At 64.7% G+C, this 22,038-nt stretch carries 25 protein-coding genes; 13 read left to right on the forward strand and 12 right to left on the reverse strand.

From position 1 onward, the window contains the following. Nucleotides 1–148: 148 nt before the first annotated feature. Nucleotides 149–1,120 carry an ATP-binding protein gene (locus tag C2U70_RS16615; RefSeq protein WP_140979508.1) on the reverse strand — a complete coding sequence of 324 codons (972 nt, stop codon included), beginning with the start codon at nt 1,118–1,120 and terminating at the stop codon, nt 149–151. Nucleotides 1,121–1,301: 181 nt separating this feature from the next. On the opposite strand from C2U70_RS16615, the gene yajC reads away from it, so the two are divergent. Genes yajC through C2U70_RS16645 form a run of 6 tightly spaced genes read left to right on the forward strand, consistent with a single transcriptional unit; the run spans nt 1,302 to nt 6,946 of the window. Continuing rightward, nucleotides 1,302–1,664: a preprotein translocase subunit YajC gene (gene yajC / locus C2U70_RS16620; RefSeq protein WP_140979509.1), complete on the forward strand. Its 363-nt coding sequence runs from the start codon at nt 1,302–1,304 to the stop codon at nt 1,662–1,664. Between the two features lie 38 nt (nt 1,665–1,702). Then, nucleotides 1,703–3,301, forward strand: a complete 1,599-nt coding sequence (gene secD / locus C2U70_RS16625) for a protein translocase subunit SecD (RefSeq protein ID WP_140979510.1) — start codon at nt 1,703–1,705, stop codon at nt 3,299–3,301. 10 nt (nt 3,302–3,311) lie between these two features. Further along, entirely contained in the window at nt 3,312–4,334 is a 1,023-nt protein-coding gene (gene secF / locus C2U70_RS16630; protein WP_140979511.1) for a protein translocase subunit SecF, read from the forward strand. Between the two features lie 60 nt (nt 4,335–4,394). Continuing rightward, nucleotides 4,395–4,778 carry an Mth938-like domain-containing protein gene (locus C2U70_RS16635; RefSeq protein ID WP_140979512.1) on the forward strand — a complete coding sequence of 128 codons (384 nt, stop codon included), beginning with the start codon at nt 4,395–4,397 and terminating at the stop codon, nt 4,776–4,778. Further along, on the forward strand, nt 4,775–5,638 hold the full coding sequence (locus tag C2U70_RS16640; RefSeq protein ID WP_140979513.1) for a phytoene/squalene synthase family protein: 864 nt from the start codon (nt 4,775–4,777) through the stop codon (nt 5,636–5,638). Before C2U70_RS16635 ends, C2U70_RS16640 begins: the two co-directional genes overlap by 4 nt. Nucleotides 5,639–5,683: 45 nt before the next feature. Next, nucleotides 5,684–6,946 carry a threonine ammonia-lyase gene (locus C2U70_RS16645; protein WP_140979514.1) on the forward strand — a complete coding sequence of 421 codons (1,263 nt, stop codon included), beginning with the start codon at nt 5,684–5,686 and terminating at the stop codon, nt 6,944–6,946. A 4-nt stretch (nt 6,947–6,950) separates the two neighbouring features. Here the strand turns inward: C2U70_RS16645 and C2U70_RS16650 are convergent, their stop codons facing one another. From C2U70_RS16650 to C2U70_RS16670, 5 genes are all read right to left on the reverse strand, one after another. After that, complete coding sequence (locus C2U70_RS16650; RefSeq protein WP_140979515.1) at nt 6,951–8,129, reverse strand: aminotransferase class V-fold PLP-dependent enzyme; 1,179 nt, start codon at nt 8,127–8,129, stop codon at nt 6,951–6,953. A 7-nt stretch (nt 8,130–8,136) separates the two neighbouring features. Next, nucleotides 8,137–8,712, reverse strand: a complete 576-nt coding sequence (locus C2U70_RS16655) for a CAP domain-containing protein (RefSeq protein WP_140979516.1) — start codon at nt 8,710–8,712, stop codon at nt 8,137–8,139. 71 nt (nt 8,713–8,783) lie between these two features. Then, complete coding sequence (locus C2U70_RS16660; protein ID WP_140979517.1) at nt 8,784–9,878, reverse strand: serine/threonine protein kinase; 1,095 nt, start codon at nt 9,876–9,878, stop codon at nt 8,784–8,786. A 7-nt stretch (nt 9,879–9,885) separates the two neighbouring features. Beyond that, a complete protein-coding gene (gene trmFO / locus C2U70_RS16665; protein WP_140979518.1) occupies nt 9,886–11,313 on the reverse strand; it encodes a methylenetetrahydrofolate--tRNA-(uracil(54)-C(5))-methyltransferase (FADH(2)-oxidizing) TrmFO in 1,428 nt (475 codons plus the stop codon). A 139-nt stretch (nt 11,314–11,452) separates the two neighbouring features. Then, nucleotides 11,453–11,605 carry a DUF1127 domain-containing protein gene (locus C2U70_RS16670; protein ID WP_140979519.1) on the reverse strand — a complete coding sequence of 51 codons (153 nt, stop codon included), beginning with the start codon at nt 11,603–11,605 and terminating at the stop codon, nt 11,453–11,455. Nucleotides 11,606–12,260: 655 nt separating this feature from the next. Here C2U70_RS16670 and C2U70_RS16675 point away from each other — a divergent pair. Then, complete coding sequence (locus C2U70_RS16675) at nt 12,261–12,524, forward strand: hypothetical protein (RefSeq protein ID WP_246666771.1); 264 nt, start codon at nt 12,261–12,263, stop codon at nt 12,522–12,524. Between the two features lie 60 nt (nt 12,525–12,584). Here C2U70_RS16675 and C2U70_RS16680 read toward each other — a convergent pair whose 3' ends face one another. Both C2U70_RS16680 and C2U70_RS16685 read right to left on the reverse strand, forming a co-directional pair. Continuing rightward, entirely contained in the window at nt 12,585–13,409 is an 825-nt protein-coding gene (locus C2U70_RS16680) for a lytic murein transglycosylase (protein WP_140979521.1), read from the reverse strand. Between the two features lie 179 nt (nt 13,410–13,588). Continuing rightward, nucleotides 13,589–14,494, reverse strand: a complete 906-nt coding sequence (locus tag C2U70_RS16685; RefSeq protein ID WP_140979522.1) for a DUF2189 domain-containing protein — start codon at nt 14,492–14,494, stop codon at nt 13,589–13,591. Between the two features lie 323 nt (nt 14,495–14,817). Here C2U70_RS16685 and C2U70_RS16690 point away from each other — a divergent pair, with 323 nt between their 5' ends. Next, a complete protein-coding gene (locus C2U70_RS16690; protein ID WP_140979523.1) occupies nt 14,818–15,216 on the forward strand; it encodes a DUF3597 domain-containing protein in 399 nt (132 codons plus the stop codon). A gap of 60 nt (nt 15,217–15,276) precedes the next feature. On the opposite strand, the gene C2U70_RS16695 is transcribed toward C2U70_RS16690, so the two are convergent. After that, a complete protein-coding gene (locus tag C2U70_RS16695) occupies nt 15,277–15,552 on the reverse strand; it encodes a GNAT family N-acetyltransferase (RefSeq protein ID WP_140979524.1) in 276 nt (91 codons plus the stop codon). A 104-nt stretch (nt 15,553–15,656) separates the two neighbouring features. On the opposite strand from C2U70_RS16695, the gene C2U70_RS16700 reads away from it, so the two are divergent. Both C2U70_RS16700 and C2U70_RS16705 read left to right on the forward strand, forming a co-directional pair. Then, a complete protein-coding gene (locus C2U70_RS16700; RefSeq protein WP_246666769.1) occupies nt 15,657–16,598 on the forward strand; it encodes a tetratricopeptide repeat protein in 942 nt (313 codons plus the stop codon). A gap of 182 nt (nt 16,599–16,780) precedes the next feature. Then, the gene (locus tag C2U70_RS16705; protein WP_140979525.1) at nt 16,781–17,176 is read left to right on the forward strand and encodes an SPW repeat domain-containing protein; all 396 of its coding nucleotides are present in this window, start codon (nt 16,781–16,783) and stop codon (nt 17,174–17,176) included. A 48-nt stretch (nt 17,177–17,224) separates the two neighbouring features. On the opposite strand, the gene C2U70_RS16710 is transcribed toward C2U70_RS16705, so the two are convergent. From C2U70_RS16710 to C2U70_RS16720, 3 genes are all read right to left on the reverse strand, one after another. Next, nucleotides 17,225–17,500 carry a GNAT family N-acetyltransferase gene (locus C2U70_RS16710; RefSeq protein ID WP_140979526.1) on the reverse strand — a complete coding sequence of 92 codons (276 nt, stop codon included), beginning with the start codon at nt 17,498–17,500 and terminating at the stop codon, nt 17,225–17,227. 67 nt (nt 17,501–17,567) lie between these two features. Then, nucleotides 17,568–18,083, reverse strand: coding sequence for a DUF3828 domain-containing protein (locus C2U70_RS16715; RefSeq protein ID WP_140979527.1), 516 nt, complete (start codon nt 18,081–18,083; stop codon nt 17,568–17,570). A gap of 93 nt (nt 18,084–18,176) precedes the next feature. Further along, nucleotides 18,177–18,494, reverse strand: coding sequence for a hypothetical protein (locus tag C2U70_RS16720; RefSeq protein WP_140979528.1), 318 nt, complete (start codon nt 18,492–18,494; stop codon nt 18,177–18,179). Between the two features lie 179 nt (nt 18,495–18,673). Between C2U70_RS16720 and C2U70_RS16725 the strand changes: the two genes are divergently transcribed. The 3 genes from C2U70_RS16725 (at nt 18,674) to C2U70_RS16735 (ending at nt 22,030) form a co-directional block, all read left to right on the forward strand. Further along, complete coding sequence (locus C2U70_RS16725) at nt 18,674–20,278, forward strand: acyl-CoA synthetase (RefSeq protein WP_140979529.1); 1,605 nt, start codon at nt 18,674–18,676, stop codon at nt 20,276–20,278. 6 nt (nt 20,279–20,284) lie between these two features. Next, entirely contained in the window at nt 20,285–21,145 is an 861-nt protein-coding gene (locus C2U70_RS16730; RefSeq protein WP_140979530.1) for a PCC domain-containing protein, read from the forward strand. Between the two features lie 99 nt (nt 21,146–21,244). After that, nucleotides 21,245–22,030, forward strand: a complete 786-nt coding sequence (locus C2U70_RS16735; protein ID WP_140979531.1) for an AAA family ATPase — start codon at nt 21,245–21,247, stop codon at nt 22,028–22,030. The last annotated feature ends 8 nt before the right edge of the window (nt 22,031–22,038 follow it).

Consider the following 22,038-nt stretch of genomic DNA (forward strand, 5'->3'; position numbering starts at 1 on the left):
GCCATCCACGATCTTTCTTTCGGGACGAAGAACCTGGATGGCCGGGACAAGCCCGGGCATGACGAGTTGAAGGCATGGCCGACCAAAACGGGTCTGCTACGCTTTCGCTCGAACTGACAGTCGTAGGTGAGGTGTAACCTTCAGACCGCTACTTCCCCGCCAGCCTCACACCCAGCCGTCCCGCCAACTCCTGCGTGAACTGCCAGGCGACGCGGCCTGATCTTGAGCCGCGCGTGGTCGACCATTCCAGGGCTTCGCGTTCGAGCTGCTCGTCATCCATCTTGATGCCGAAATGGCCGCAATAGCCGCGGACCATCGCGAGATATTCGTCCTGGCTGCAGCGGTGGAAGCCGAGCCAGAGGCCGAAGCGGTCCGACAGCGAGACCTTTTCCTCGACGGCTTCGCCCGGATTGATCGCGGTCGAGCGCTCGTTCTCGATCATGTCGCGCGCCAGCAGATGGCGGCGGTTGGAGGTGGCGTAGAGGATGACGTTCTCGGGCCGGCCCTCGATGCCGCCTTCCAGCACCGCCTTCAGCGACTTGTAGGAGGCGTCGTTGCCGTCGAAGGAGAGGTCGTCGCAGAACACGATGAAGCGGAACGAGGAATCGCGGAGCTGCTCCATCAGTGCGGGCAGGGTCTCGATGTCCTCGCGATGGATCTCGATCAGCTTCAACTTGTCGGCGGCTTTGCGGCTCGCATTGATGGACGCGTGCGCGGCCTTCACCAGCGACGACTTGCCCATGCCGCGCGCGCCCCAGAGCAGGGCATTGTTGGCGGGCAGACCATTGGCAAAACGCTCGGTGTTCTCGATCAGGATGTCGCGCATCCGGTCGATGCCTTTGAGCAGGAAGAGGTCTACCCGGCTGACCCGCGGGACCGCCGAGAGGCGCCCGTCCGGATGCCAGACGAAGGCATCAGTGCGGTCGAAGGAGGCGGCCGGCGGGCCCGATTGAGCCTGGGCGGAGAGGTGTGCCGCGATCGTTTCCAGCGCACGGACGATTCGCTCCTGCGAGGGGTCCGAACCTGAGGTCGTGGGGCGTTTTGCCGCGAGCCGGGCAGGCTTTTGGGCAGCTCTTTTGGCGGGCCTGGAAGCCGTGGTTTTGCTTGGTTTTCTGGGCATGTCCGAAGTTCCTGAGAACGCAGCCTTATCGGGCCTTGGGACGCGCCGCAAGGTGGCCAAATCGGGGGGCTGGCAGCGTTGCAATTGGGGCAATGGCCGCTATAGTCCGCGCGAAATTTGACCGAACCGGTCGCCTCTTGGGGGCGGGACCGGCCATCTCCCGTTCACGAGGATAGTTCGAATGCTGATTACCCCTGCGTATGCCCAGGCTGCGGCCGGTGGCGACACCAACAGCATGTTGATGTCGCTTCTGCCGTTCGCCCTGATCTTCGTGATCATGTACTTCCTGATTCTGCGCCCCCAGCAGAAGAAGGTGCGCGACCATGCCGATCTCGTGAAGAACATCCGTCGCGGCGACACCGTCGTGACCTCGGGCGGCCTCGTCGGCAAGGTCACCAAGGTGGTCGACGACGACCAGATCGAGTTCGAGATTTCCGATGGCGTGCGGGTGCGCCAGATGCGCCAGATGATCTCCGGCGTGCGCGCCAAGGGCGAGCCGGCGAAGGAAAAAGAAAGCGCCAAGGACGACAGCTCGGCAAGCTGAGCCGTTCTCGCAATCTCCTGATCTGACAGGTTCAATCGATGTTGTATTTCACGCGGTGGAAGGCGCTGGGGATCATCCTGACAGCGCTGATCGTGTGCCTCTTCGCGGTCCCGAACTTCTTTCCCGAGGCGCAGGTCAAGACCTGGCCCGCCTGGGCGCAGCGTCGGATCGTGCTCGGCCTCGACCTGCAGGGCGGCTCCTATCTGCTGCTCGAGGTCGATTCCAACTACGTGAAGAAGGAAAAGCTCGACCAGTTGCGCGACGACGTCCGCCGCGTGCTGCGTGAAGCCAAGATCGGCTACACCGGCCTGTCGACCAAGGGCGATTTCGTCGAGGTCAGGGTCAAGGACACCGATGCCCAGGCGGCACTGGCGAAGCTGCGCGACCTGGCGCAGCCGATCGGCGGCCTGATGGGATCGAGCGGCCAGCGCGACCTCGAGGTGACGGATGCTACCGGCGGGCTGATCCGCCTCTCCATTCCGCAGCCCGCGATGCTCGAGCGCATGCGCAAGACCATCGAGCAATCGATCCAGATCGTCGAGCGCCGTGTCAACGAGCTCGGCACCGTCGAGCCCATCATCCAGCGCCAGGGCAATGACCGCATCCTGGTGCAGGTGCCCGGCCTGCAGGACCCGACCCGTCTGAAGGACTTGCTCGGCAAGACCGCAAAGATGGAATTCCGCATGGTCGACACCTCGGTGCCGCCGGATCAGGCGCAGCAGGGCAAGCTGCCGCCGGACTCCGAGCTCCTGATGAGCGCGTCGCCGCCGCCGGTCCCCTACGTGGTCAAGAAGCAGGTGCTGGTCGCGGGCGGCGACCTGACCGACGCCCAGGCGAGCTTCGACCAGCGCACCAGCGAGCCAGTCGTCAGCTTCAAGTTCAACACCTCGGGCGCGCGCAAATTTGCGACCGCCACGCAGGAGAATGTCGGGCTGCCCTTCGCCATCGTGCTCGACAACAAGGTGATCTCCGCGCCCGTGATCCGCGAGCCGATCACCGGCGGCCAGGGCCAGATCTCCGGCAATTTCACCGTGCAATCGGCCAACGATCTCGCGATCCTGTTGCGCGCCGGCGCTCTGCCGGCACCGCTGACGGTGGTCGAAGAGCGCACCGTCGGTCCGGGCCTCGGCCAGGATTCGATCGAGAAGGGCGAGCTGGCGGCTTACGTCGGCTCGATCCTGGTCATCGTGTTCATGCTGGTGACCTACCGTCTGTTCGGCGTGTTCGCCAACATCGCCGTCGCCATCAACGTCGCCATGATCTTCGGCCTGTTGTCGCTGCTCAACGCCACGCTGACGCTGCCCGGCATCGCCGGCATCGTGCTCACCGTCGGTATCGCCGTCGATTCCAACGTGCTGATCTATGAGCGCATCCGCGAGGAGCTGCGCGGCGGCCGCAACGCGATCTCGGCGATCGACGCCGGCTTCAAGCGGGCGCTTGCGACCATCCTCGATTCCAATATCACGACCTTCATTGCCGCTGCGGTGCTGTTCTATATCGGCACCGGCCCGGTGCGCGGCTTCGCCGTGACGCTCGGCATCGGCATCATCACCACGGTGTTCACCGCCTTCACGCTGACCCGGCTGATCGTGGCCGGGTGGGTGCGGTGGAAGCGGCCGCAGAGCGTGCCGATCTAGGAGCCTGATTGTGACTCAGACCGTTCTCATCGGGCTCGGCATCCTGATTGCCATCCTCACCGTGGTCTCGGCGCTCGGCCTGCTGCCGTCGCTGCGCATCGTCCCTGACAACACGCATTTCGACTTCACGCGCTTCCGCCGCATCAGCTTCCCGATCTCGGCGGCGCTGTCGATCGTCGCCATCACGCTGTTCTTTACGCATGGCCTGAATCTGGGCATCGACTTCAAGGGCGGCTTGCTGTTGGAGGTCAAGGCAAAGTCGGGGACCGCCGACATCGCCGCGATGCGCGCCGCGGTGGAAGGATTGCGTCTCGGCGAGGTCCAGCTGCAGCAGTTCGGCGGCCCCGAGAACGTCCTGATCCGTGTTGCCGAGCAGCCCGGCGGAGACGCCGCCCAGCAGGTGGCCCTGCAGAAGGTTCGTGGCGTGCTCGGAGACGGCGTCAGCATTGAGCGCACCGAGGTGCTCGGCCCGCGCGTCGCCGGCGAGCTGCTCGCCTACGGCATGCTCGGCCTGATGCTCGCGATCGTCGCCATCCTGATCTATCTCTGGTTCCGCTTCGAATGGCAGTTCGCGTTAGGGGCCATGATCGCCAACGTGCACGACATCGTGCTCACGATCGGCTTCATGTCGATCAGCCAGGTCGATTTCGACCTGACCAGTATCGCGGCACTTCTGACCATTCTCGGCTATTCGCTCAACGATACCGTCGTCATCTACGACCGTATCCGCGAGATGCTGCGCCGCTACAAGAAGATGCCGATGCCGCAGCTTCTCAACGAGTCCATCAACTCGACGCTGTCACGCTCGATCATCACCCACGTCACGGTGACGCTGGCGCTGCTCGCGCTGCTCGTGTTCGGCGGCCACGCCATCCACAGCTTCACGGCCGTGATGATGTTCGGCGTCGTGCTGGTCGGCACCTACACCTCGATCTTCATCGCGGCGCCGATCCTGATCTATCTCGGCGTCCACAGCCAGCGCTTCGATGCGGCGGAAGAGCAGGCTACGCCGGCGAAGAAAAATCGGCCATGATCCGAACCGCGTGCCCTCGCATGCGTTCGCGAGGGCAGCGATCTCATTCGGACTGATATCATGGCAGGCGATCCCAACGCTCCGCATTTCCCGCGCTCGGCGCCGATCGACGCCTACGGCAAGGGCGGCTTTGCTTTCGCCGGCATGTCGCATCGGGGTTCGCTGCTCTGCCTGCCCGAGGCGATCTGGGCCTGGGATGTCACGGATCCCGCGAAGATCGACCGCTATTCGCTGGAGAAGGTGTTTGCCGCGGCCAACAGCATCGACACGCTGCTGGTCGGCACGGGAACCGGGATCTGGCTGCCGCCGCCGGAGTTGCGGCAAGCGTTGAAGGCGGTGAGGGTGGTGCTCGACACGATGCAGACCGGACCTGCCGTGCGCACCTACAACATCATGATGGGCGAGCGGCGGCGCGTTGCGGCCGCCCTGATCGCCGTGCCATGACCGCGGCCAGCGCGCCCACTGACGCGGCCGCGTTTTGCGCCGATCTCGTCCGCAGCCATGATTTTCCGCGCTACGCGTCCACGCTGTTCGTGCCGGCCACCGAGCGCCGTGCGCTGCTCGCGCTCTACGCCTTCAATGTCGAGATCGTCCGCGTCCGCGACCAGGTGACCCAGCCGCTGCCGGGCGAGATCCGGATGCAATGGTGGACCGACATGCTGGCCGGCCATGTCCATGGCAGCGCCGAGGGCAATCCCGTGGCTGCCGAGCTGTTGCTCGCGATCCGCGATTTCAGCCTGCCGGTCGAGCCGCTGTCGCTGCTCGCCGAGGAGCACCAGTTCGATCTCTACAACGACCCGATGCCGACGATGGCGGCGCTGGAGGGTTATCTCTCGGCGACGTCGTCGGCGCTGTTCGCGCTGGCTGCGCGCGTCCTGGCGCAGCCCTCGGCGGCCGCCGAGCATCTGGCCCGGCATGCCGGCCTTGCGCAGGGCATTGTGCAGGTGATGGCGAACCTGCCGCGCGATGCCGCGCATCGCCAATTGTTCGTGCCGCAGCAGCTCCTCGAAAGCCATGGCAGCCACATGGAGGAGGTGTTTTCGGCCAAGGAGACGCCGACCATCCGGGCAGCGCTGGAGGCGCTCGCCGGCGATGGGCGGCAGCATCTGGCGACCGCGCAATCGCTGCTGGGGGATTTGCCGCCCGCGGCGCGGCGTGCCTTCCTGCCGCTCGCGCTGGTGCGGCGCGATCTCGCGCAGCTCGCGCGGGCCGACCGCAATCCATTCCTTCCGCAGCCGGTTTCGCGGCTGGCGACCCTGTGGACGCTGTGGCGCGCGTCACGGTCGCGTGAATTTACCAAATAGGCGGGGCCAACTCGCTCGCGCCTGCCAAATGCTCTATGCTGTCCCATGGCCGAAGCATCCCAAATCACATCAGAGACGCCAGCCCCCGCAGTCGATCTGAGCGGCCTGCCGGTGACATCAGCCGACCTCCATGCCGCCGCCGAAACCATACGCGGCGCCGTCGTCGAGACGCCCTGTGGCTACAGCCGCACGCTCAGCAATATCTGCGGCTGCGACATCTGGCTGAAATTCGAGAACCTGCAATTCACCTCGTCCTTCAAGGAACGCGGCGCGCTCAACCGCCTGACGGCGCTGTCGGACGAGGAGCGCAAGCGCGGCGTGATCGCGATGTCCGCCGGCAACCACGCGCAGGGCGTCGCCTATCACGCCAAGCGCCTCGGCATTCCCGCGACCATCGTGATGCCGGTCGGCACGCCCATGGTGAAGATCGAGAACACGCGGCATCACGGCGCCGAGGTGATCGTGACGGGCGCGACGCTGGAGGAGGCCGCTGCGTCAGCGCGTGAGCATGGCGAAGCGCGCGGCATGATCTTTGTCCATCCCTATGACGATCCGCTCGTGATCGCGGGGCAGGGCACGGTTGCGCTGGAAATGCTGAAGGCGGTGCCGGAGCTGGATGAGCTGGTCGTGCCGATCGGCGGCGGCGGCCTGATCAGCGGCATGGCGATCGCGGCCCGCTCGCTCAAGCCGTTGATCCAGATCATGGGCGTCGAGGCCTGGCTTTATCCCTCGATGTACAACGCGATTCATGGCGGCAATTTGCCGGCGCGCGGCGATACGCTCGCCGAGGGCATCGCGGTCAAATCGCCGGGCAAGATCACGACCGAGATCGTGCGGCGTCTGGTGGACGACATCGCGCTGGTCAACGAGGCCGAGCTCGAGCGTGCGGTCGCGACCCTGATCTCGATCGAGAAGACGGTCGTGGAGGGCGCGGGCGCGGCCGGGCTCGCCGCCATCATGTCGGACCCGTCGCGCTTCGCGGGCCGGAAGATTGGCCTCGTGCTGAGCGGCGGCAATATCGACACGCGGCTGATCGCCTCCGTGCTCACCCGCGAGCTCGCGCGCGAGGGGCGGCTGACCCAGCTCTCGCTCGACATCCCCGACCGTCCGGGCCAGCTGGCCGCGGTCGCAGCGCTGCTCGCCGAGGCCGGCGCCAACATCATCGAGGTCTCGCATCAGCGGACGTTTTCGGACCTGCCGGCCAAGGCGACACTCTTGCAGCTCGTCATCGAGACCCGCGATGCCGCGCATCTCGACGAGGTCATGGCAAAACTCGGCGCATCCGGATTGAGCGTGCGCTGCGCGTGAGGGATTAGCGCGGCGTCAGCCTCGCGATGTGGTCGATCAGGCGATCGATCTCGGCTTCCGTGTTGTAGTAATGCGGCGACGCGCGCACCACCGGCGGCAGCGCGCGCAGCTCGGCATCGATCAGCGTGCTCGACGGATCGGATGCGCCGATGGTGATGCCGGCTTTTGCCGCGCCGGCGACGATGGCATAGGCGTCATGGCCCTCCAGCGTGAAGCTGACGATCGCACCAGGCGAACGACCGAGGTCGCGAAGGGTGATGCCGCCGATCGAAGCGATGCCATTGCGAAGACGACCGGCAAGCATGCGGCAGCGCTCTTCGATCGGGCCGAGCCCAATGGCCAGCGCATAGTCGACGGCAACGCCGAGCCCGAGCCGTGCGGTATAATTGTTCTCCCACGTCTCGAACCGGCGCGCGTCGTCACGAAGCCGGTATTCGTTGCGCGCGACCCAGGGCGCGGCAAAGTGGTCGATGATCGGCGGCTCCAGTTGTTGCAGCAGCGGCCGGCGGACGTAGAGAAAACCCGTGCCGCGCGGGCCGCGCAAAAATTTGCGGCCCGTCGCCGAAAGCATGTCGCAGCCGATCGTTTCGACGTCGACCGGCATCTGGCCGACCGCCTGGCAGGCGTCCAGCAGATAGGGGATGCCGTGCGTCCGCGCGATCCTGCCGATGCTCGCTGCGGGATTGACGAGGCCGCCATTGGTCGGGACCCAGGTGATGGCAATCAGCTTGACGCGTTTGTCGATCATGCGCTCGAGCGCCTCGACATCAAGTTCGCCGCTGGCATCGCTCGGCACGACGTCGATGACCGCGCCGGTTCGTTTGGCAACCTGAAGGAAGGCGACGTAGTTGGCGGCGTATTCGGCCTCTGCGGTGAGGATGCGGTCGCCCCGTTGAAACGGCAGCGCGTAGAACGCCATCTGCCAGGCTACGGTGGCGTTCTCGGTGAGCGCGATCTCGTCGGGCGCGGCATTGAGCAGGCGGGCCACGGAGCCATAGACCGCCTCGAGGCGTTCGGACTGGCGGTCGGCGGCCGCATAGCCGCCGATCTCGCTCTCGAGGTCGATATGCCCCTTCATGGCCGCGACCACGGGGGTGGGCATGAGCGCGGCGCCGGCGTTGTGCAGGTAGGTCTGCCGCGCGGCGGCTGGCGTATCGGCGCGAATTTTGTCGATGTCGATCATATCGACCTCAGATGCAGAGGCTGAGCAGCTTGATATGGCAGGTGCTCGCTTTGGGCTTGCTCGCGGGTGCGGCGTCGCGCTTCACGGCGACGACGGGCTCCTGGTCCTTCTTGCCCTTCTTCGGCTTCGGCTCGTAATCGCCGGCGATGACCATGGCCCAGTAGGTGCGCTTGCCGCTCGCGGTCCTGGCGCTCGCAATGCCGACGCGGGAGGCATTGCGCAGGAGCAGGTTCTTGCGGTGGCCGGAGGAATCGATCCACTGGCCGAGCGTCTTCTCAAAGCTCTCATAGCCATAGGCGATGTTCTCGGCGGCGCGTCCGGCGCCGGCCGGTGCGACGCGCCGGTTGAACGGGCCGAGCGCATCGTGGCTGAGATTGTCCTTGGCAGCCATCGCGCGGGCCTGGTCCATCGCGATGCGATCCAGCGTGGCGTCGCGCACGACCTTGGGCTCGCCGTGCTTCGCGCGGAAGCTGGAGATCTGCTCGGCCGCCGACTCCGCGGCGATGGCAGGTGCGGCGCCCAGCAGCAGAAGGCCTGCGATCAGCAGGCTCGCGCGACGCTTTAGTGTCCCCCAGCGGTTCATGGTTCCCCAAGCCAGTGTGATCTCTGGCTTCTCCACCGGCAATGTGGAGCCTTCATGGCGCGATTTTCGATCTAGCTCGTCGGCAGGTCGGCCTCGAAGTTGAAGCGGTCGCGCAGATTCTTGCGCTGCTCGAGGATGTCCTTGAGGAATTCGCGGTCCTCGTCGCTTTTCATCATCGGCTCGATCAGGTCGAGCTGGTTCATGGCGACCAGCTGCAAAATCTCCGTCCGCGGCTTGCCGGCGGCGTCGCGCGGCAGCGCGTGCACCACCTGGATGTGTTCCGGCGGCTTGGGTCCCCTGGCGGCATTGAGCTCATTGCGGAGCTGGCCCTCCAGCGCCGCCTGATCCGCCTCCACGAAGGCGTACAGCCCGACGCCGGAGCGGCGGTCGGCGAAGGCGACGATCGCGGTGTCGCGCACGGCCGGGTTCTTGCGGATGAGGTCGATCAGGACGGGCGCATCGTTGACGAGCCTGCGGCCGCCGCCCTCGCGGTCGGTGAAGTTGAAGAGACCGCGCGTGATGGCGCGATAGACCTTCTTGCCGGTGACGAGCCACAGGCTCGCCGCGAAGGACTTTTTGGCCAACACCTTGCGCTCGCGCGGCGTCAGCGCCTCCGCTGCATAGGAGCGCTTGTGCTTGAGGAGATGGCGGAGGTCTTCATAGGCGAGGATACGGTAGAGCTTGCCGCGGCGCTTGAAGCAGGCCGCGAGCTGGAAATCCGTGACATAGGCGTGGCCGTCGCGCCCCATCAGCCAGTTCTGCTCCTTGGCAAGGTCGTTGTGGCAGATGCCGGCGCGGCGCATGCGGCGCAGCACGTCCTTGGCGGAACGGAAATAGGCGAGGTTGCCGTGCGGCTTTGCCATTTGCAGCGCCACGCCGTCGACAAAGCCGCGCACCAGCGCGCGGCGCCCGGCCCAGAGCAGCTCCGGTCCGAGGTTGAGGCCCCTGGCGCGCCCGAGTGCGTGCTTCTCCCGCGCGAACAGATGGCGGGCGAGCAGGAACGACCACCACGGCACCTCGTCCAGGCGGCGCAGCACGGCATCGACCTCGCCGCTCTCGCTGCGGAAGCGTCCGCGCTCGACGGTCGAGAACACGTCGCGCTTGAGCAGCACGCCCTCGGTCCAGCGCGCCGCGAGCACCGCGGTGTCTTCGGTGGGAAGTCTCATGAAAGGCTCACGCCGCCGCAGCAATGCGAAGATTGTCGGCGATCCAGCGGTCGATGTCCGCAAGCGCCCGCGCGCTCATCGCCTGCTTCTTGGCGACCGTCTTCTCGTTGCCTCGCAGCCGCGTGCCGTCGGGCTTCTTGGTCGGGTTGCTCGCAAGCGGCGGGAACAGGCCAAAGTTGATGTTCATCGGCTGGAACGAGCGCGTGCCCGGCTCGATCGTCTCGATATGGCCGCCGGTGATGTGGCCGAGCAGCGAGCCCAGCGCCGTGGTCGGCGGAGGGGACGCGAGCGTCTCGCCGCGGGCCTCGGCCGCCGCATAAAGACCGGCCATCAGGCCGATGCTGGCTGATTCCACATAGCCCTCGCAGCCCGTCATCTGGCCGGCAAAGCGCAGCCGCGGCTGCGCACGCAGGCGGAGCTGGCCGTCGAGCAGCTTTGGCGAGTTGAGGAAGGTGTTGCGGTGCAGGCCGCCGAGACGGGCGAACTCTGCGTTCTCAAGGCCCGGAATGGTGCGGAAGATGCGCTGCTGCTCGCCATATTTCAGCTTCGTCTGGAAGCCGACGATGTTGTAGAGCGTGCCGAGCTTGTTGTCCTGGCGGAGCTGCACGATCGCGTAGGGTTTTGTGGTGGGATCGTGCGGGTTGGTGAGGCCGACCGGCTTCATCGGCCCGTGGCGCAGGGTCTCGGGACCACGCTCCGCCATCACCTCGATCGGCAGGCAGCCGTCGAAATAGGGCGTGTTGGTCTCCCACTCCTTGAACTCGGTCTTGTCGCCGGCGACCAGCGCGGCGACGAAGGTCTCGTACTGCTCCTTCGTCATGGGGCAGTTGAGGTAATCAGCGCCGTTGCCGCCGGGGCCGACCTTGTCATAGCGCGACTGGAACCAGGCCACCGACATGTCGATGGACTCGCGATGCACGATCGGGGCGATCGCGTCGAAGAAGGCCAGCGCATTCTCGTCGGTCAATTCGCGGATGGCGTCCGCGAGCGGCGCGGAGGTGAGGGGGCCGGTCGCGACGATGACGTTGCCCCAGTCGGCCGGCGGCAGGCCTGCGACCTCGCCGCGGGCGATCTCGATCAGGGGATGCTCTGTGAGCGCCTTGGTGACGGCGGCCGAGAAGCCGTCGCGATCGACCGCCAGCGCGCCGCCGGCGGGCACCTGGTTGGCGTCGGCCGCGCGCATGATCAGCGAGCCCAGGCGGCGCATCTCGGCGTGCAGCAGGCCGACGGCGTTGTTGGCGGCATCGTCGGAGCGGAACGAGTTGGAGCAAACGAGCTCGGCCAGGCCCTCGGTCCGATGGGCCTCGGTCATGCGGTTGGGCCGCATCTCGTGCAGCACCACGGGAATACCGGCGCTGGCGACCTGCCAGGCGGCCTCGGAGCCGGCAAGGCCGGCGCCGACGATATGGACGGTGGGGGACTGGGTACCTGTCATGGGCGCGACAGGTAGCGCTTTTCCGCGGCAAGTGGAATCGCGGAGATCGCGTTCCCCAGAGTCTGATTCACTTGCGCTGGATACGACAACGCCCGCACGAGGCGGGCGCTATCGGCTTGGTCCGGTCGGCCGAGCGAGCTCAGCCCTGGTATTGGCCGGCTGCAACACGCGGAATGTCCGAGCGATCGAGGCCGATATCGGCCAGTTCGCGATCGCTGAGCTGCGAGAGTTCAGCAACATTGCGCTGATAGTCCCGGAACGCGTGGATCATGCGGATGAGCGAGAGCAACATGGTAGTCTCCTGTAGTTCGATTCAGCCTTTGATGTCGGCCTCATCGTTGAAATGAATATAGATGGACGTGGTGCACTGCGGAAGTTCCTATGCTGCGATGCAGCTAAGCGATGTACGCATGGCGCGAGTAAGGAACGATTAACCTCTCGGCAGGCCCGCCCAAGGGATAGGCTTGCAGCGTCATATCACGCAATAAAACCCCGCGAAATCACGGATTTATGACAATGCGTGAGAGTTCCGACTGTTGCAGAAATAGGGCGCAAACTGCCGCAGGCAAGGCCAGGGAATAGCGTGTAGCCCCAAGTCTCTCATGCGCGATTCGCATGCACTAGGATCGCTTCGGAGATGAACCCTAGTTCATTTCATTGGCTTCGCTCGACGAGCCAAAGGGGGTACCCTTTCAGGTCCCCGCCAACGCTCGACCTCCTTGGGCATCCACTCCGCGTGCCGGCACACGCCGAACGTGCGCGCGGGTAATTACAGAGTTGTAATGAAAATCAGAAATTCCGCATGCGGCTCTGCAGGCCTTGCAACATCACGCAGTTCTCGCGGGGAATTCATTCTCACCTGTTACGGCGAGTAGCAGACAATCCCGGCCGCAGCGTCCGGCAATGGAGTCGGTGCTGCCCAAGAACAAGAGAAGGAAAGTAACATGATGAAGACGTTACTCGGGGTCATCGCAATCGCAGCCGTCGCGTTCGCTGTCGCGCCGGCGCAGGCCGCCAAGCACGCTATGGGCGGTTGCAGCGGCGCCAACCTGGAAAAGACCGAGACCGCGATCGAGAACATGCCCGACGGCGACGGCAAGGTGGTCGCGAACAAGGAGATCACAGCCGCGCAGGATGCCTTGCTCAACGGCAAGATGGGTGTCTGCGGTGCGCATCTGAACAAGGCGATGCACGCCACGATGGGAAAGTAAGCTAAGAGGAAACCGCAACAGGAGGGCCGGTCGCAGCTCCTGCGATCGGCCCGACGTTTGCTAGGGCGCGCGGGCGAGCTGGGTCGCGAAACTGGCGACGGTCTTGGCGTAGACCTCGCTCTTGTTCCACTGCTGGAGCACCGCAAAATTGGGGCCGCCGGGCTCCCAATCCTTGCCGCGCTGCCAGCCATAGTTTGCGAGATAGTTGGCGGTGGAGGCGAGCACGTCGGGCGCGCTGTGCAGGAGGTCGCGCCGGCCGTTGTTGTCGAAGTCGACGGCGTATTTCATCCAGGACGACGGCATGAACTGGGTCTGGCCGAGCTCACCGGCCCATGCGCCCTTCATCTCGCTCGGCGCGAGATCGCCGCGCTGGACGATGCGCAAGGCGTCCATCAACTCGCCGCGAAACTGCTCGGCACGCCGGCAGTCATAAGCGAGCGTCGCCAGCGAGCGTATGGTTTGAAACTTGCCCGTGTTGACACCGAAATCGGTTTCCAGTCCCCAGATCGCGACGATCACCTCGCCCGGCACGCCATAAGTCTGTTCGACACGTCCGAGCACCGAGCCGTATTGCTTCATCATGTTGGAGCCGCGCGTCATGCGCGGCGGGATCATGCGGCCGGAGAACTCTTCAAACGTCTGGCTGAAAACCTTTTGCGAGCGATCTCGCTGTAGCACCGACTGGTCGAGTGTCACGCCGGCAAGACCGGCGGTGATGGCTTGCTGCGAGATGCCCTTGGCTGCGGCCTCGGTCTTGAACTCGTTAAGCCAGGCATCGAAATTGCCCGAACCACACGCGGTCGCTGCGCGCGCTGGCCCGGCGAAGGCAATCGAGACGGAGAGGCTGAGGGCTGCGAGGGACAGACGATGAAACGTCGGGGTCATTCGAAAGAATCGATTTCCTGAAAGTGACACGACCGGCGGCGGCAATCTTGGGAGCAACCGCGGCTAAAACAAGGCCCAAGGTCCCGCGGACACTGCCCGAAACGCAGGCAGGGTTAAAGATTGATGTGGGGCGCGCCCGCCGGCTGACAAGCAGCCGGCGGACCAACAATGTTGTGATTCTATTCGCTACGATTCCGCCACGGGAACAGATTGGCGGGGAAGTCGGCTGCCGGCTTGCGCGGCCGATGCGGCGGAGGCGGCACCGGCCGGGCGTTCGGATCCGAGGCGATCACCTTGCGATAGAGATGCCAGGTGGCGTGGCCGAGCAGGGGAATGACCACAGCGAGACCCAGGAAGGCGGGTAGCGTTCCGAGCGCGAGCAGTACCGCGACGATGAGGCCCCAGGCCGCCATCGGTACCGGGTTCTTCGCGACCGCCCGAAGCGAGGTGGCGATGGCTTCGCCGGCGCTGGCATGACGGTCGAGCATCAGGGGGAACGACACGACGCTGATGCAGAGCGCGGCGAGCGCGAACAGGAAGCCTACGCCGCAGCCGACGATGGTCAGCCACCAGCCTTGCTGCGTCGTCAGCACGCGCTTGATGAAGTCCGAAATACCGGTCACGCCTTCGTAGCCGAACGCCGCGATATAGATCGTTTGCGCCGTTGCAACCCAAGTCACGAACAGGGCGAGCAGCAGCGTGCCGAGGCCGAGCATGGCGCCGAATGATGGCGAACGCAGCACCTCCAGGGCATCCCAGGCGCTCGCTCCCTCGTGGCGTTCGCGGCGGCTGCTGAGCTCGTAGAGGCCGAGGGCTGCGAACGGGCCGATCAGGGCAAAACCGGCAGCGAGCGGAAACAACAGCGGGATCACCGAGTAGCCCATCGCGACGCGCGCGATCACGAGGCCCAGCACCGGATAGATCACGCAAAGGATGATGGCGTGGCTCGGCACCGCCTTGAAATCTTCCCAGCCGCGCTTGAGCGCGTCGTGGAGATCGGAGAGTTCTATGGTTCGGATCGTCGGTCCAGCCGCATCAGCGGACTGGGCCATGCCGGGTGCATTGCCCTGGGAGAGTATGGCCATGGTCGCTCGCTCCTTGCCGCGCGGCTGCATCTTGCGCCGACAAACGGCGCAAGCGGCCGCTTTTCCTCAACAATTGCGATCCAGACCAGACGCGAATTCCAGACGGGATCGCGGACTGAGACTCAAGGGTACTCTCAATTCGGAGGACTGTCCTACACTGTTGGGTGAATATTGTTGCCGCAGTGCAACCGCGATTATGTCATTCCGTCGTCATTTCGCCGCAGATAAGCTCATGCTGTTCAACGCGTCGCATGTCTGCGCAAGAACCACCTCTATAAAGTGCCACTCAGGCCCTTCCTTCGGATCCTTTTTGGGGAGCAACTATGAGCATCTTTGGAAAAATCATGAGCGCGATCTTCGGCGGCGGATCGGCAGCGGCCGCACCGGCCGGCGGCGCGAGCGCGCCCGCAAGCTCTGGCGCATCTGCGTCTCCGGCATCCGCTCCCGCAGCAGCGCCAGCGCAGACCGTTGATGTCGCGCCGATCCTCGACAAGGCGGTCGCGGCCAAGAAGGAGAAGCTGGAGTGGCGCACCTCCATCGTCGATCTCATGAAGGCGCTCGACATCGATTCGAGCCTGTCGGCGCGCAAGGAACTCGCCAAGGAGCTCGGCTTCACCGGTGACACCAACGACTCGGCGTCGATGAACGTCTGGCTGCACAAGCAGGTCATGACCAAGCTCGCCGCCAATGGCGGCAAGCTGCCGCCGGAGATCAAGCACTAAGCGGTCATCCGCTTCGTCGAAAGGGCCCGCCATCGTGCGGGCCCTTTTGCGTCTGGGGCCTCACGCCACGAGGTCGGCGTCCTCCGGATGCTTGTCGAGGTAGTCGACGACAAAGCCGCAAGCTCCGATCACCTTCTTGCCGTCGGCCCGGATCAGTTCGAGTGCGCCCTTGACCAGTTCCGAGGCGATGCCGCGGCCGCGCAAGGCACGCGGCGTCTCGGTGTGGGTAATGATGACGGCCTGCGGCGTCAGCCGGTAGTTTGCGAAGGCGACCTCGGCGCCGACGTCGAGCTCGAAGCGGCTTTTGTCCTTGTTGTCGCGCACAGTGCCCGGCATGCAAAATCCTCAAAACTTGTCGTTTAAGGCCTGATGTAGGCGGATGAACCCGCTTTTGGAAAGACGCGACCAACGGATATCGCCGCAGAGGAGATATCCGGCAAATGCGTGTCTCGATTGGCTATCTGATGTCGCTGGCCGTCCTTGCGCTCGTCGCTGCCGTGCCGAAGCCGGCCTCTGCCGAAGGCGGCCCGGCCTGGGATGCCTGTGCTAGCCCGACCAGCACGCCCGACGAACGGGTCAGGGCCTGCTCGACGGTGATCGACACCAAGAGCGAGACCGGCGAGAGACTAGCTGGCGCCTATTGCAGCCGCGGACACGGGCTTACCGAGAAGCGCAAGCTCGATGCCGCGCTCGCCGATCTCGACGAGGCGATCAGGCTCGTACCCGACTACGCCTGCCCCTTCAACAATCGCGGCCGCGTCTATGCCTTCAAGGGCGAATATGATCGCGCCATCGCCGAGTACGACCAGGCGATCAAGCTCGATCCGTCGGTGGCGATGTTCTACAACAACCGCGGCGACTCCCGTTACAACAAGGGCGACCTCAACGGCGCGCTCGCCGATTTCGACGCCGCCATCAAGCTCAATCCAAAATATGCCGGCGCCTACAGCAATCGGGGCCTCGCCTATTACCGCAAGCGCGACATGACGCATGCACTCGCCGACTACACGACGCGCATCAAGCTCGCGCCCGATATGCTCGCCTATATCGATCGCGGCAACGTCTATCGCGACAGCGAGCAGCTCGATCGCGCTGCTGCCGATTACGGCGAGGCGATCAAGATGGACCCGACGGACGCACGCGGCTGGCGCAATCGCGGCCTGATCCGGCTCTACCAGAGCGACTATAAGCGCGGGATCGCCGATTACGACAAGGCGCTGCAATTCGATCCGTCCGACGCCTTCTCCTGGAACAATCGCGGCCAGGCCAAAATGCGCCTCGGCGACAAGCAGGGCGCGATCGCGGATTTCAAAAAGGCGCTGGAGCTGAAGCCGGACCTGTCGACGGCGCAGGAGTCGTTGCAGCGGATGGGGGCGATGTAGTTCTGGTGGGGTAACGCCCTCGACGGCAGCAAAGAATCATCATCACTCCCCTTGCAAAGGCGGCCGTGGTTCCCACGTGTTCCGTCAAGACATACGCCCGAATGCGGCCGGCAGGGTCGCCTGACATTCGGAGTGTCATGATCGCCAGCCGCAGACGTATGCCTCTTTGTGAGGAGGTTACGATGTCGGACTTTGGTTTCTTGAAAACTCACCGAACATGGGAAGACTGGTGCGGCATGCTGCTCGGCGCGCTGATCGTTGTGTCGCCGTGGTTTCCGATCCAGCTGGAGGCGCCGATTGCCGGGCATCAGATCGCTATCCTGAACACGGTTGCGATTGGCCTCGTGGTCTTTGGCCTCGCCCAGCTTGAATATGTCGCCTTGCAGCGCTGGGAAGAGGTGATGACCATCCTGGTCGGCCTGTGGCTGATCGTCTCTCCCTATGTCCTCGGCTATTCCGGCGAAGGGTTTCTTCGCCTCTATCACAGCAGCCTTGGCGCGGTCGTCGTGCTCCTCGGCGTGCTCCAGCTCTGGCAGGACTGGGAGCAGAGCGACCAGGACTTGCTCAAGCATGGGTGACGAAAGCATGACAGGTGCGTCGGCGAGAGCCGGCGCGCCTGCACGTCTCTAGATTTTCACCAGGTCCTGATAGTCCGGGTGCTTGTCGATCCACGCCTTCACGAACGGACATTGCGGGATCAGCTTCAATCCTGCGGCGCGCACCTGGTCGAGGGCGCCTTGCACCAGCTTTGAGCCGACGCCCTTGCCGCCGAGCTCGGTCGGCACCTCCGTGTGCTCGAAGGTGATCACGTTGCCGTCGAGCTTGTAGTGCTCCGTCGCGACGTGGCCCTCAACCTCCAGCTCAAAGCGATGGTGGGCCCTGTTGTCGATGACTGCGCTCATCTCGTCTCCCGCTGGATTTTCCGCGTTTTCTTGACGCGAACCGGTGTCCACTTCGGTGGAAAACGCTTTAGGTCTTCAGCGAGTCCGTCAGCATTTTGCGGATCGACCAGGCTTCGCCGTCGGAGGAGCCCTTGATGTCGTCGATCCGCCAGCTACCCGCCTCGTGCACGAACTCATAACGCACGACCCGGTCGGCGGGTTTGCGGTCGTTGCGGTGGCCGGTCATGGTGACCGCGAGGGCGGCCTTGTCGGTCTCGAGCTTCTCGGTGTCGACCTTGAACGATTTGACGTCCGGCTCCTGCGAATTGGTGACGGGGTCGAAATCGACCGGACCGACGTCGCCTTTCGGTGTTTGCGCATCGGCCTTGGCCCACAGCGTGTTGGGCGATTTCGAGAGGTATTTTGCCTTGGCCGCCTTGTTCTCGATGATGAAGGCGCCACCGCCATCACCCTTGCCCTTGGCTGCCCGCGTGTAGATCCCGGTGAGGATTGCCGCGGGATCGGCGGGCGGAGGTGTCTGGGCAATGGCCGGGCTGATGGAGGCGAGCAGAGCGCTGGCGACGAAATGGCGGCGGGTGAGCATGAACCTTGTCCTGGAATCCGTGATGACGCGCTTATAGACCGGAACGGCCGGTCCTGCGGCGCCTATCTCGGTGGGGCTGCGTGGCCGATCGGTTCAATCGGAGGCTTTGGCCAGGCGCGCGTCGTCGCTCGGCTGCGGACGGATGCAGCCCTTGCAGATGACCAGCGAACGACTGAGCTGCGCGTCTTGATCGGGCTCGGTACCGTCCTGCCCGAACGAGGCGCGCGTGGCGGCGTGCGCATTACGCGGCGTGGGTGAGGCGAGCTTTGGCCGGTTGGGATTCTCGCCGGCACCGTCCCAGGCATAGGCGTCCGGCTTGAAGGCGGGATCGGAGCCAAGATGTGCCTGCGGACCTGCGGCGCATCCGGCCAGTGCCAGCGACAAGAGCAGAAGAGCGGGCGCTTTGACCATGGATACGGAACTCGGTACGCGACGATGCCGCGAGGTTGCGCCGAACAGACTTAAATTTCCCTGAACGATTGCGCCTTGGGGCCTTGCGTGGAGCGGCCTTGCCGCGCCTCCGCGGATGGCGATAAACAGGGTTCGAAGAGCGGCCCGCGCGCGGCGTCCGCCATCGAAGAGGAAGCCCCATGCAGCCATTGCGGATGTCGCGCCGCGTCATGAACCTCGCTTACATGCTGACCCAGAATGCCCGGCGGCATGGCAAACGGGTCGGCTTCGTGTGGGGCGACAAATCCTGGACCTGGCGAGAGATCGACGCGCAGGTGTCCGCGCTCGCGGCAGCACTCAGCGCACGGGGGATCGCCAAGGGCGACCGCATCCTCGTCCATTCCAAGAATGGCGACGAGATGTTTTTCTCGATGTTCGCCGCGTTCCGGCTCGGCGCTGTGTGGGTGCCCACGAACTTCCGCCTGATGCCCGACGAGGTCGCCTATCTCGCGCAGGCCTCCGGTGCGAAGGGATTTTTGTGCCATGTCGACTTCCCGGAGCATGCCGCGGCCGTGAGCGGCGGCGCGCTGGCGTTCACCTGGACCGTCGACGGCAAGGCGTCGTTCGGCGAAACCAGCGTTGCGGAGGCGATCAAGGCCCATGCGGGCGCTGCCGTCGCTAACGTCGCCGTCGAGCATGACGATCCCTGCTGGTTCTTCTTCACCTCGGGCACCACCGGCCGCTCCAAGGCCGCGGTGCTGACCCACGGCCAGATGGGCTTTGTCGTCACCAACCATCTCGCCGACCTCACGCCAGGCACGACCGAGGACGACGCCTCGCTGGTGGTGGCGCCGCTGTCGCATGGCGCCGGCGTGCATCAGTTGATGCAGACCGCGCGCGGCGCCCGCACCGTGCTGCTGCCGACGGAAAAGTTCGACATCACCGAGGCGTTTCGCCTGATCGAGACGCATCGCGTCAGCAACCTCTTCACCGTGCCGACGATTCTGAAAATGATGGTCGAGCATCCCGCGGTCGACAAGTTCGACCATTCCTCGCTGCGCCAGGTGATCTATGCGGGTGCGCCGATGTATCGCGAGGACCAGAAGACCGCGCTGAACAAGCTCGGCAAGGTGATCGTGCAGTATTTCGGCCTCGGCGAGGTCACCGGCAACATCACGGTGCTGCCGGCGGCGCTGCATGATGCCGAGGATACGCCGGAGACCAAGCTCGGCACCTGCGGGTACGAGCGCACGGGCATGCAGGTCTCGATCCAGGACGACGAAGGCCGCGAGCTCGCGGCGAACCAGAGCGGCGAGATCTGCGTGATCGGCCCTGCCGTGTTCGCCGGCTACTATGACAACCCCGAGGCCAATGCGAAGGCGTTTCGCAATGGCTGGTTCCGGACCGGCGATCTCGGCCACATGGATGAGGAAGGTTTTGTCTACATCACCGGCCGGGCCTCCGACATGTACATCTCCGGCGGCTCCAACATCTATCCGCGCGAGATCGAGGAGAAGATTTTGACGCATCCTGCCGTGGGCGAGGTCGCAGTCCTCGGCGTGCCCGATCCGACCTGGGGCGAGGTCGGTGTTGCCGTCTGCGTCGCGCGCGAGGGGGCTAGGCCGGTGAGCGAGGCGGAGATGGCCGCGTTCCTGGGCCCAAAGGTGCCGCGTTACAAGATGCCAAAGCGCTTCTTCTTTTGGGAGGCGCTGCCGAAATCCGGCTACGGAAAAATCCCCAAGCGCATGGTGCGCGACGAGCTTGAGGCGCGCGGGCTGCTCGACCTCAACACCAAGGCGGGTTGAACGGGCGTGCGCAGCATCAAGCAGCCGGGGGCGCCTGTCGGCGAACGCATCCAATCGGTCGAGGCACGCGGCCGCGCCTTCTCCTTTACGCTTGAGGCCGGCGTGCCGTTGCTCGAAGCGGCGCGACGCGGCTTTGCTGCCGAAGGGTTTGCCGGGGGCGTGCTCAGTTTTCGCGACGGCGCGCTCGGGCCGTTTGCCTATGTCATGCCGGCGCTGTCGAAGACCGGGGCCAATGCGGCGTTCTACAGCGACACGTTTCGACCCGATGGCGTGACGCGGTTGAGGCTCGGCAGCATGACGCTGGGAGAGCGCGATGGCGCGCCGTTTTTCCATTGCCACGGGCTCTGGACCGAGCAGGGCAATCGCGCGAGCGGCGGCCACATCCTTCCCGAGGAAGCGATCGTTGCAGAGCCTTTCGAGGTAGGTGCGTTCGGCGTCGACGGCGCGCTATTCCTGGCCGAGCCGGATGCCGAGACGAACTTCAAGCTGTTCGGTCCGGTTGTATCAGCGGCGAGAGGTGCGCGCACGACCAGTCGCGCCTTTGCGCTGCGGCTGCGGCCGAACCAGGATTTTGCGGGTTGCCTCGAAGAGTTTTGCCGCACGCATGGCATCGCGCGGGCCAAAATTCACGGCGGCGTCGGCTCGACCATTGGCGCACGCTTCACCCATGGCGGCGTGACCGAGCCGTTTGCGACCGAGCTTGCGGTGACGTCAGGCACGATCGCGCCCAGCCGCTCCGGCGACCTTGAGGCCGAACTCGATGTCGCGCTGATCGACTACGCCGGCGGCATCGCCGAGGGCCGCTTGATCCGCGGCGACAATCCCGTGCTGATGACCATGGAGCTGGTGCTGGAGGCGCTGGCGTAGGGCGCGACCGGGGCTTGTGGCGGGCCGTTCGCACCACTTGCGCGCCAAGCGCGTTCCCGTTATGTTCCATTGATTGGCGGGAAGTGGCAGGGGCGTGACATGGGCCGGAGAGGCAATCGCACGATCAAACTCCCGTCGCCGTATCTGAGGCGGGTCTGGCTCGACCCGTCGCACATCCCCGATCGCGACACCTATCCGTTTTGCCTTCCCATCTTCTGGGACGGTTTCGAGCTTCGCTTCGAGTCCGCCATCACCATCATCGTCGGCGAGAACGGCACCGGGAAATCCACGGTCCTGGAGGGGATCGCGGCGCTTGCGGGCTATGACGAGGCGGGCGGCGGCAAGGGCTATATGCCGGTCGATCACTCGATGGCGATGGAGAAAATGGGCGGCCAACTGTCGAAAGCGCTCCGCGCGAGCTGGCTGCCGAAGATCACCAACGGTTGGTTCTTCCGAGCCGAGAGCTTTTTCACCGTGGCGAGATATCTCGATCAGATGGCGCTGGAAGATATGAGGATGGGGCTTCCGGGAGGTTCGCCGCCCGACTTTCTCTCCCATTCCCATGGCGAAGGTTTCCTCCGCTTCTTCGAGGAGCGGTGTCAGCGGCAGGGCATCTTCATTTTCGACGAGCCGGAGTCGGCGCTATCGCCCTCGCGCCAGATCGAATTCCTGAGGCTGCTGCGCCGCATGGAGGACTCCCGCATCTGCCAGGTCATCATGGCAACCCACGCGCCGGTGCTGATGGCCTATCCCAATGCGCAATTGCTCCATTTGACGAAGCACAAATTGGAGCCGGTCTCTCTGCGCGAGACCGATCATTTCAGAGTCATGCGCGAGTTCTACGACGATCCCTCGGGGTTCATCGCCGCGGCGCTTGCGGAATAGTGAACGAG

This window comes from Bradyrhizobium guangdongense, from assembly GCF_006483445.1.
Lineage (GTDB): Bacteria > Pseudomonadota > Alphaproteobacteria > Rhizobiales > Xanthobacteraceae > Bradyrhizobium > Bradyrhizobium guangdongense_A.

Coding starts and splice junctions, on each gene's coding strand:
- C2U70_RS16615 (WP_140979508.1), bottom strand. CDS start 1,120: ATGCCCAGAAAACCAAGCAAAACCACGGCTTCCAGGCCCGCCAAAAGA.
- yajC (WP_140979509.1), top strand. CDS start 1,302: ATGCTGATTACCCCTGCGTATGCCCAGGCTGCGGCCGGTGGCGACACC.
- secD (WP_140979510.1), top strand. CDS start 1,703: ATGTTGTATTTCACGCGGTGGAAGGCGCTGGGGATCATCCTGACAGCG.
- C2U70_RS16635 (WP_140979512.1), top strand. CDS start 4,395: ATGGCAGGCGATCCCAACGCTCCGCATTTCCCGCGCTCGGCGCCGATC.
- C2U70_RS16640 (WP_140979513.1), top strand. CDS start 4,775: ATGACCGCGGCCAGCGCGCCCACTGACGCGGCCGCGTTTTGCGCCGAT.
- C2U70_RS16645 (WP_140979514.1), top strand. CDS start 5,684: ATGGCCGAAGCATCCCAAATCACATCAGAGACGCCAGCCCCCGCAGTC.
- C2U70_RS16650 (WP_140979515.1), bottom strand. CDS start 8,129: ATGATCGACATCGACAAAATTCGCGCCGATACGCCAGCCGCCGCGCGG.
- C2U70_RS16655 (WP_140979516.1), bottom strand. CDS start 8,712: ATGAACCGCTGGGGGACACTAAAGCGTCGCGCGAGCCTGCTGATCGCA.
- C2U70_RS16660 (WP_140979517.1), bottom strand. CDS start 9,878: ATGAGACTTCCCACCGAAGACACCGCGGTGCTCGCGGCGCGCTGGACC.
- trmFO (WP_140979518.1), bottom strand. CDS start 11,313: ATGACAGGTACCCAGTCCCCCACCGTCCATATCGTCGGCGCCGGCCTT.
- C2U70_RS16670 (WP_140979519.1), bottom strand. CDS start 11,605: ATGTTGCTCTCGCTCATCCGCATGATCCACGCGTTCCGGGACTATCAG.
- C2U70_RS16675 (WP_246666771.1), top strand. CDS start 12,261: ATGAAGACGTTACTCGGGGTCATCGCAATCGCAGCCGTCGCGTTCGCT.
- C2U70_RS16680 (WP_140979521.1), bottom strand. CDS start 13,409: ATGACCCCGACGTTTCATCGTCTGTCCCTCGCAGCCCTCAGCCTCTCC.
- C2U70_RS16685 (WP_140979522.1), bottom strand. CDS start 14,494: ATGGCCATACTCTCCCAGGGCAATGCACCCGGCATGGCCCAGTCCGCT.
- C2U70_RS16690 (WP_140979523.1), top strand. CDS start 14,818: ATGAGCATCTTTGGAAAAATCATGAGCGCGATCTTCGGCGGCGGATCG.
- C2U70_RS16695 (WP_140979524.1), bottom strand. CDS start 15,552: ATGCCGGGCACTGTGCGCGACAACAAGGACAAAAGCCGCTTCGAGCTC.
- C2U70_RS16700 (WP_246666769.1), top strand. CDS start 15,657: ATGCGTGTCTCGATTGGCTATCTGATGTCGCTGGCCGTCCTTGCGCTC.
- C2U70_RS16705 (WP_140979525.1), top strand. CDS start 16,781: ATGTCGGACTTTGGTTTCTTGAAAACTCACCGAACATGGGAAGACTGG.
- C2U70_RS16710 (WP_140979526.1), bottom strand. CDS start 17,500: ATGAGCGCAGTCATCGACAACAGGGCCCACCATCGCTTTGAGCTGGAG.
- C2U70_RS16715 (WP_140979527.1), bottom strand. CDS start 18,083: ATGCTCACCCGCCGCCATTTCGTCGCCAGCGCTCTGCTCGCCTCCATC.
- C2U70_RS16720 (WP_140979528.1), bottom strand. CDS start 18,494: ATGGTCAAAGCGCCCGCTCTTCTGCTCTTGTCGCTGGCACTGGCCGGA.
- C2U70_RS16725 (WP_140979529.1), top strand. CDS start 18,674: ATGCAGCCATTGCGGATGTCGCGCCGCGTCATGAACCTCGCTTACATG.
- C2U70_RS16735 (WP_140979531.1), top strand. CDS start 21,245: ATGGGCCGGAGAGGCAATCGCACGATCAAACTCCCGTCGCCGTATCTG.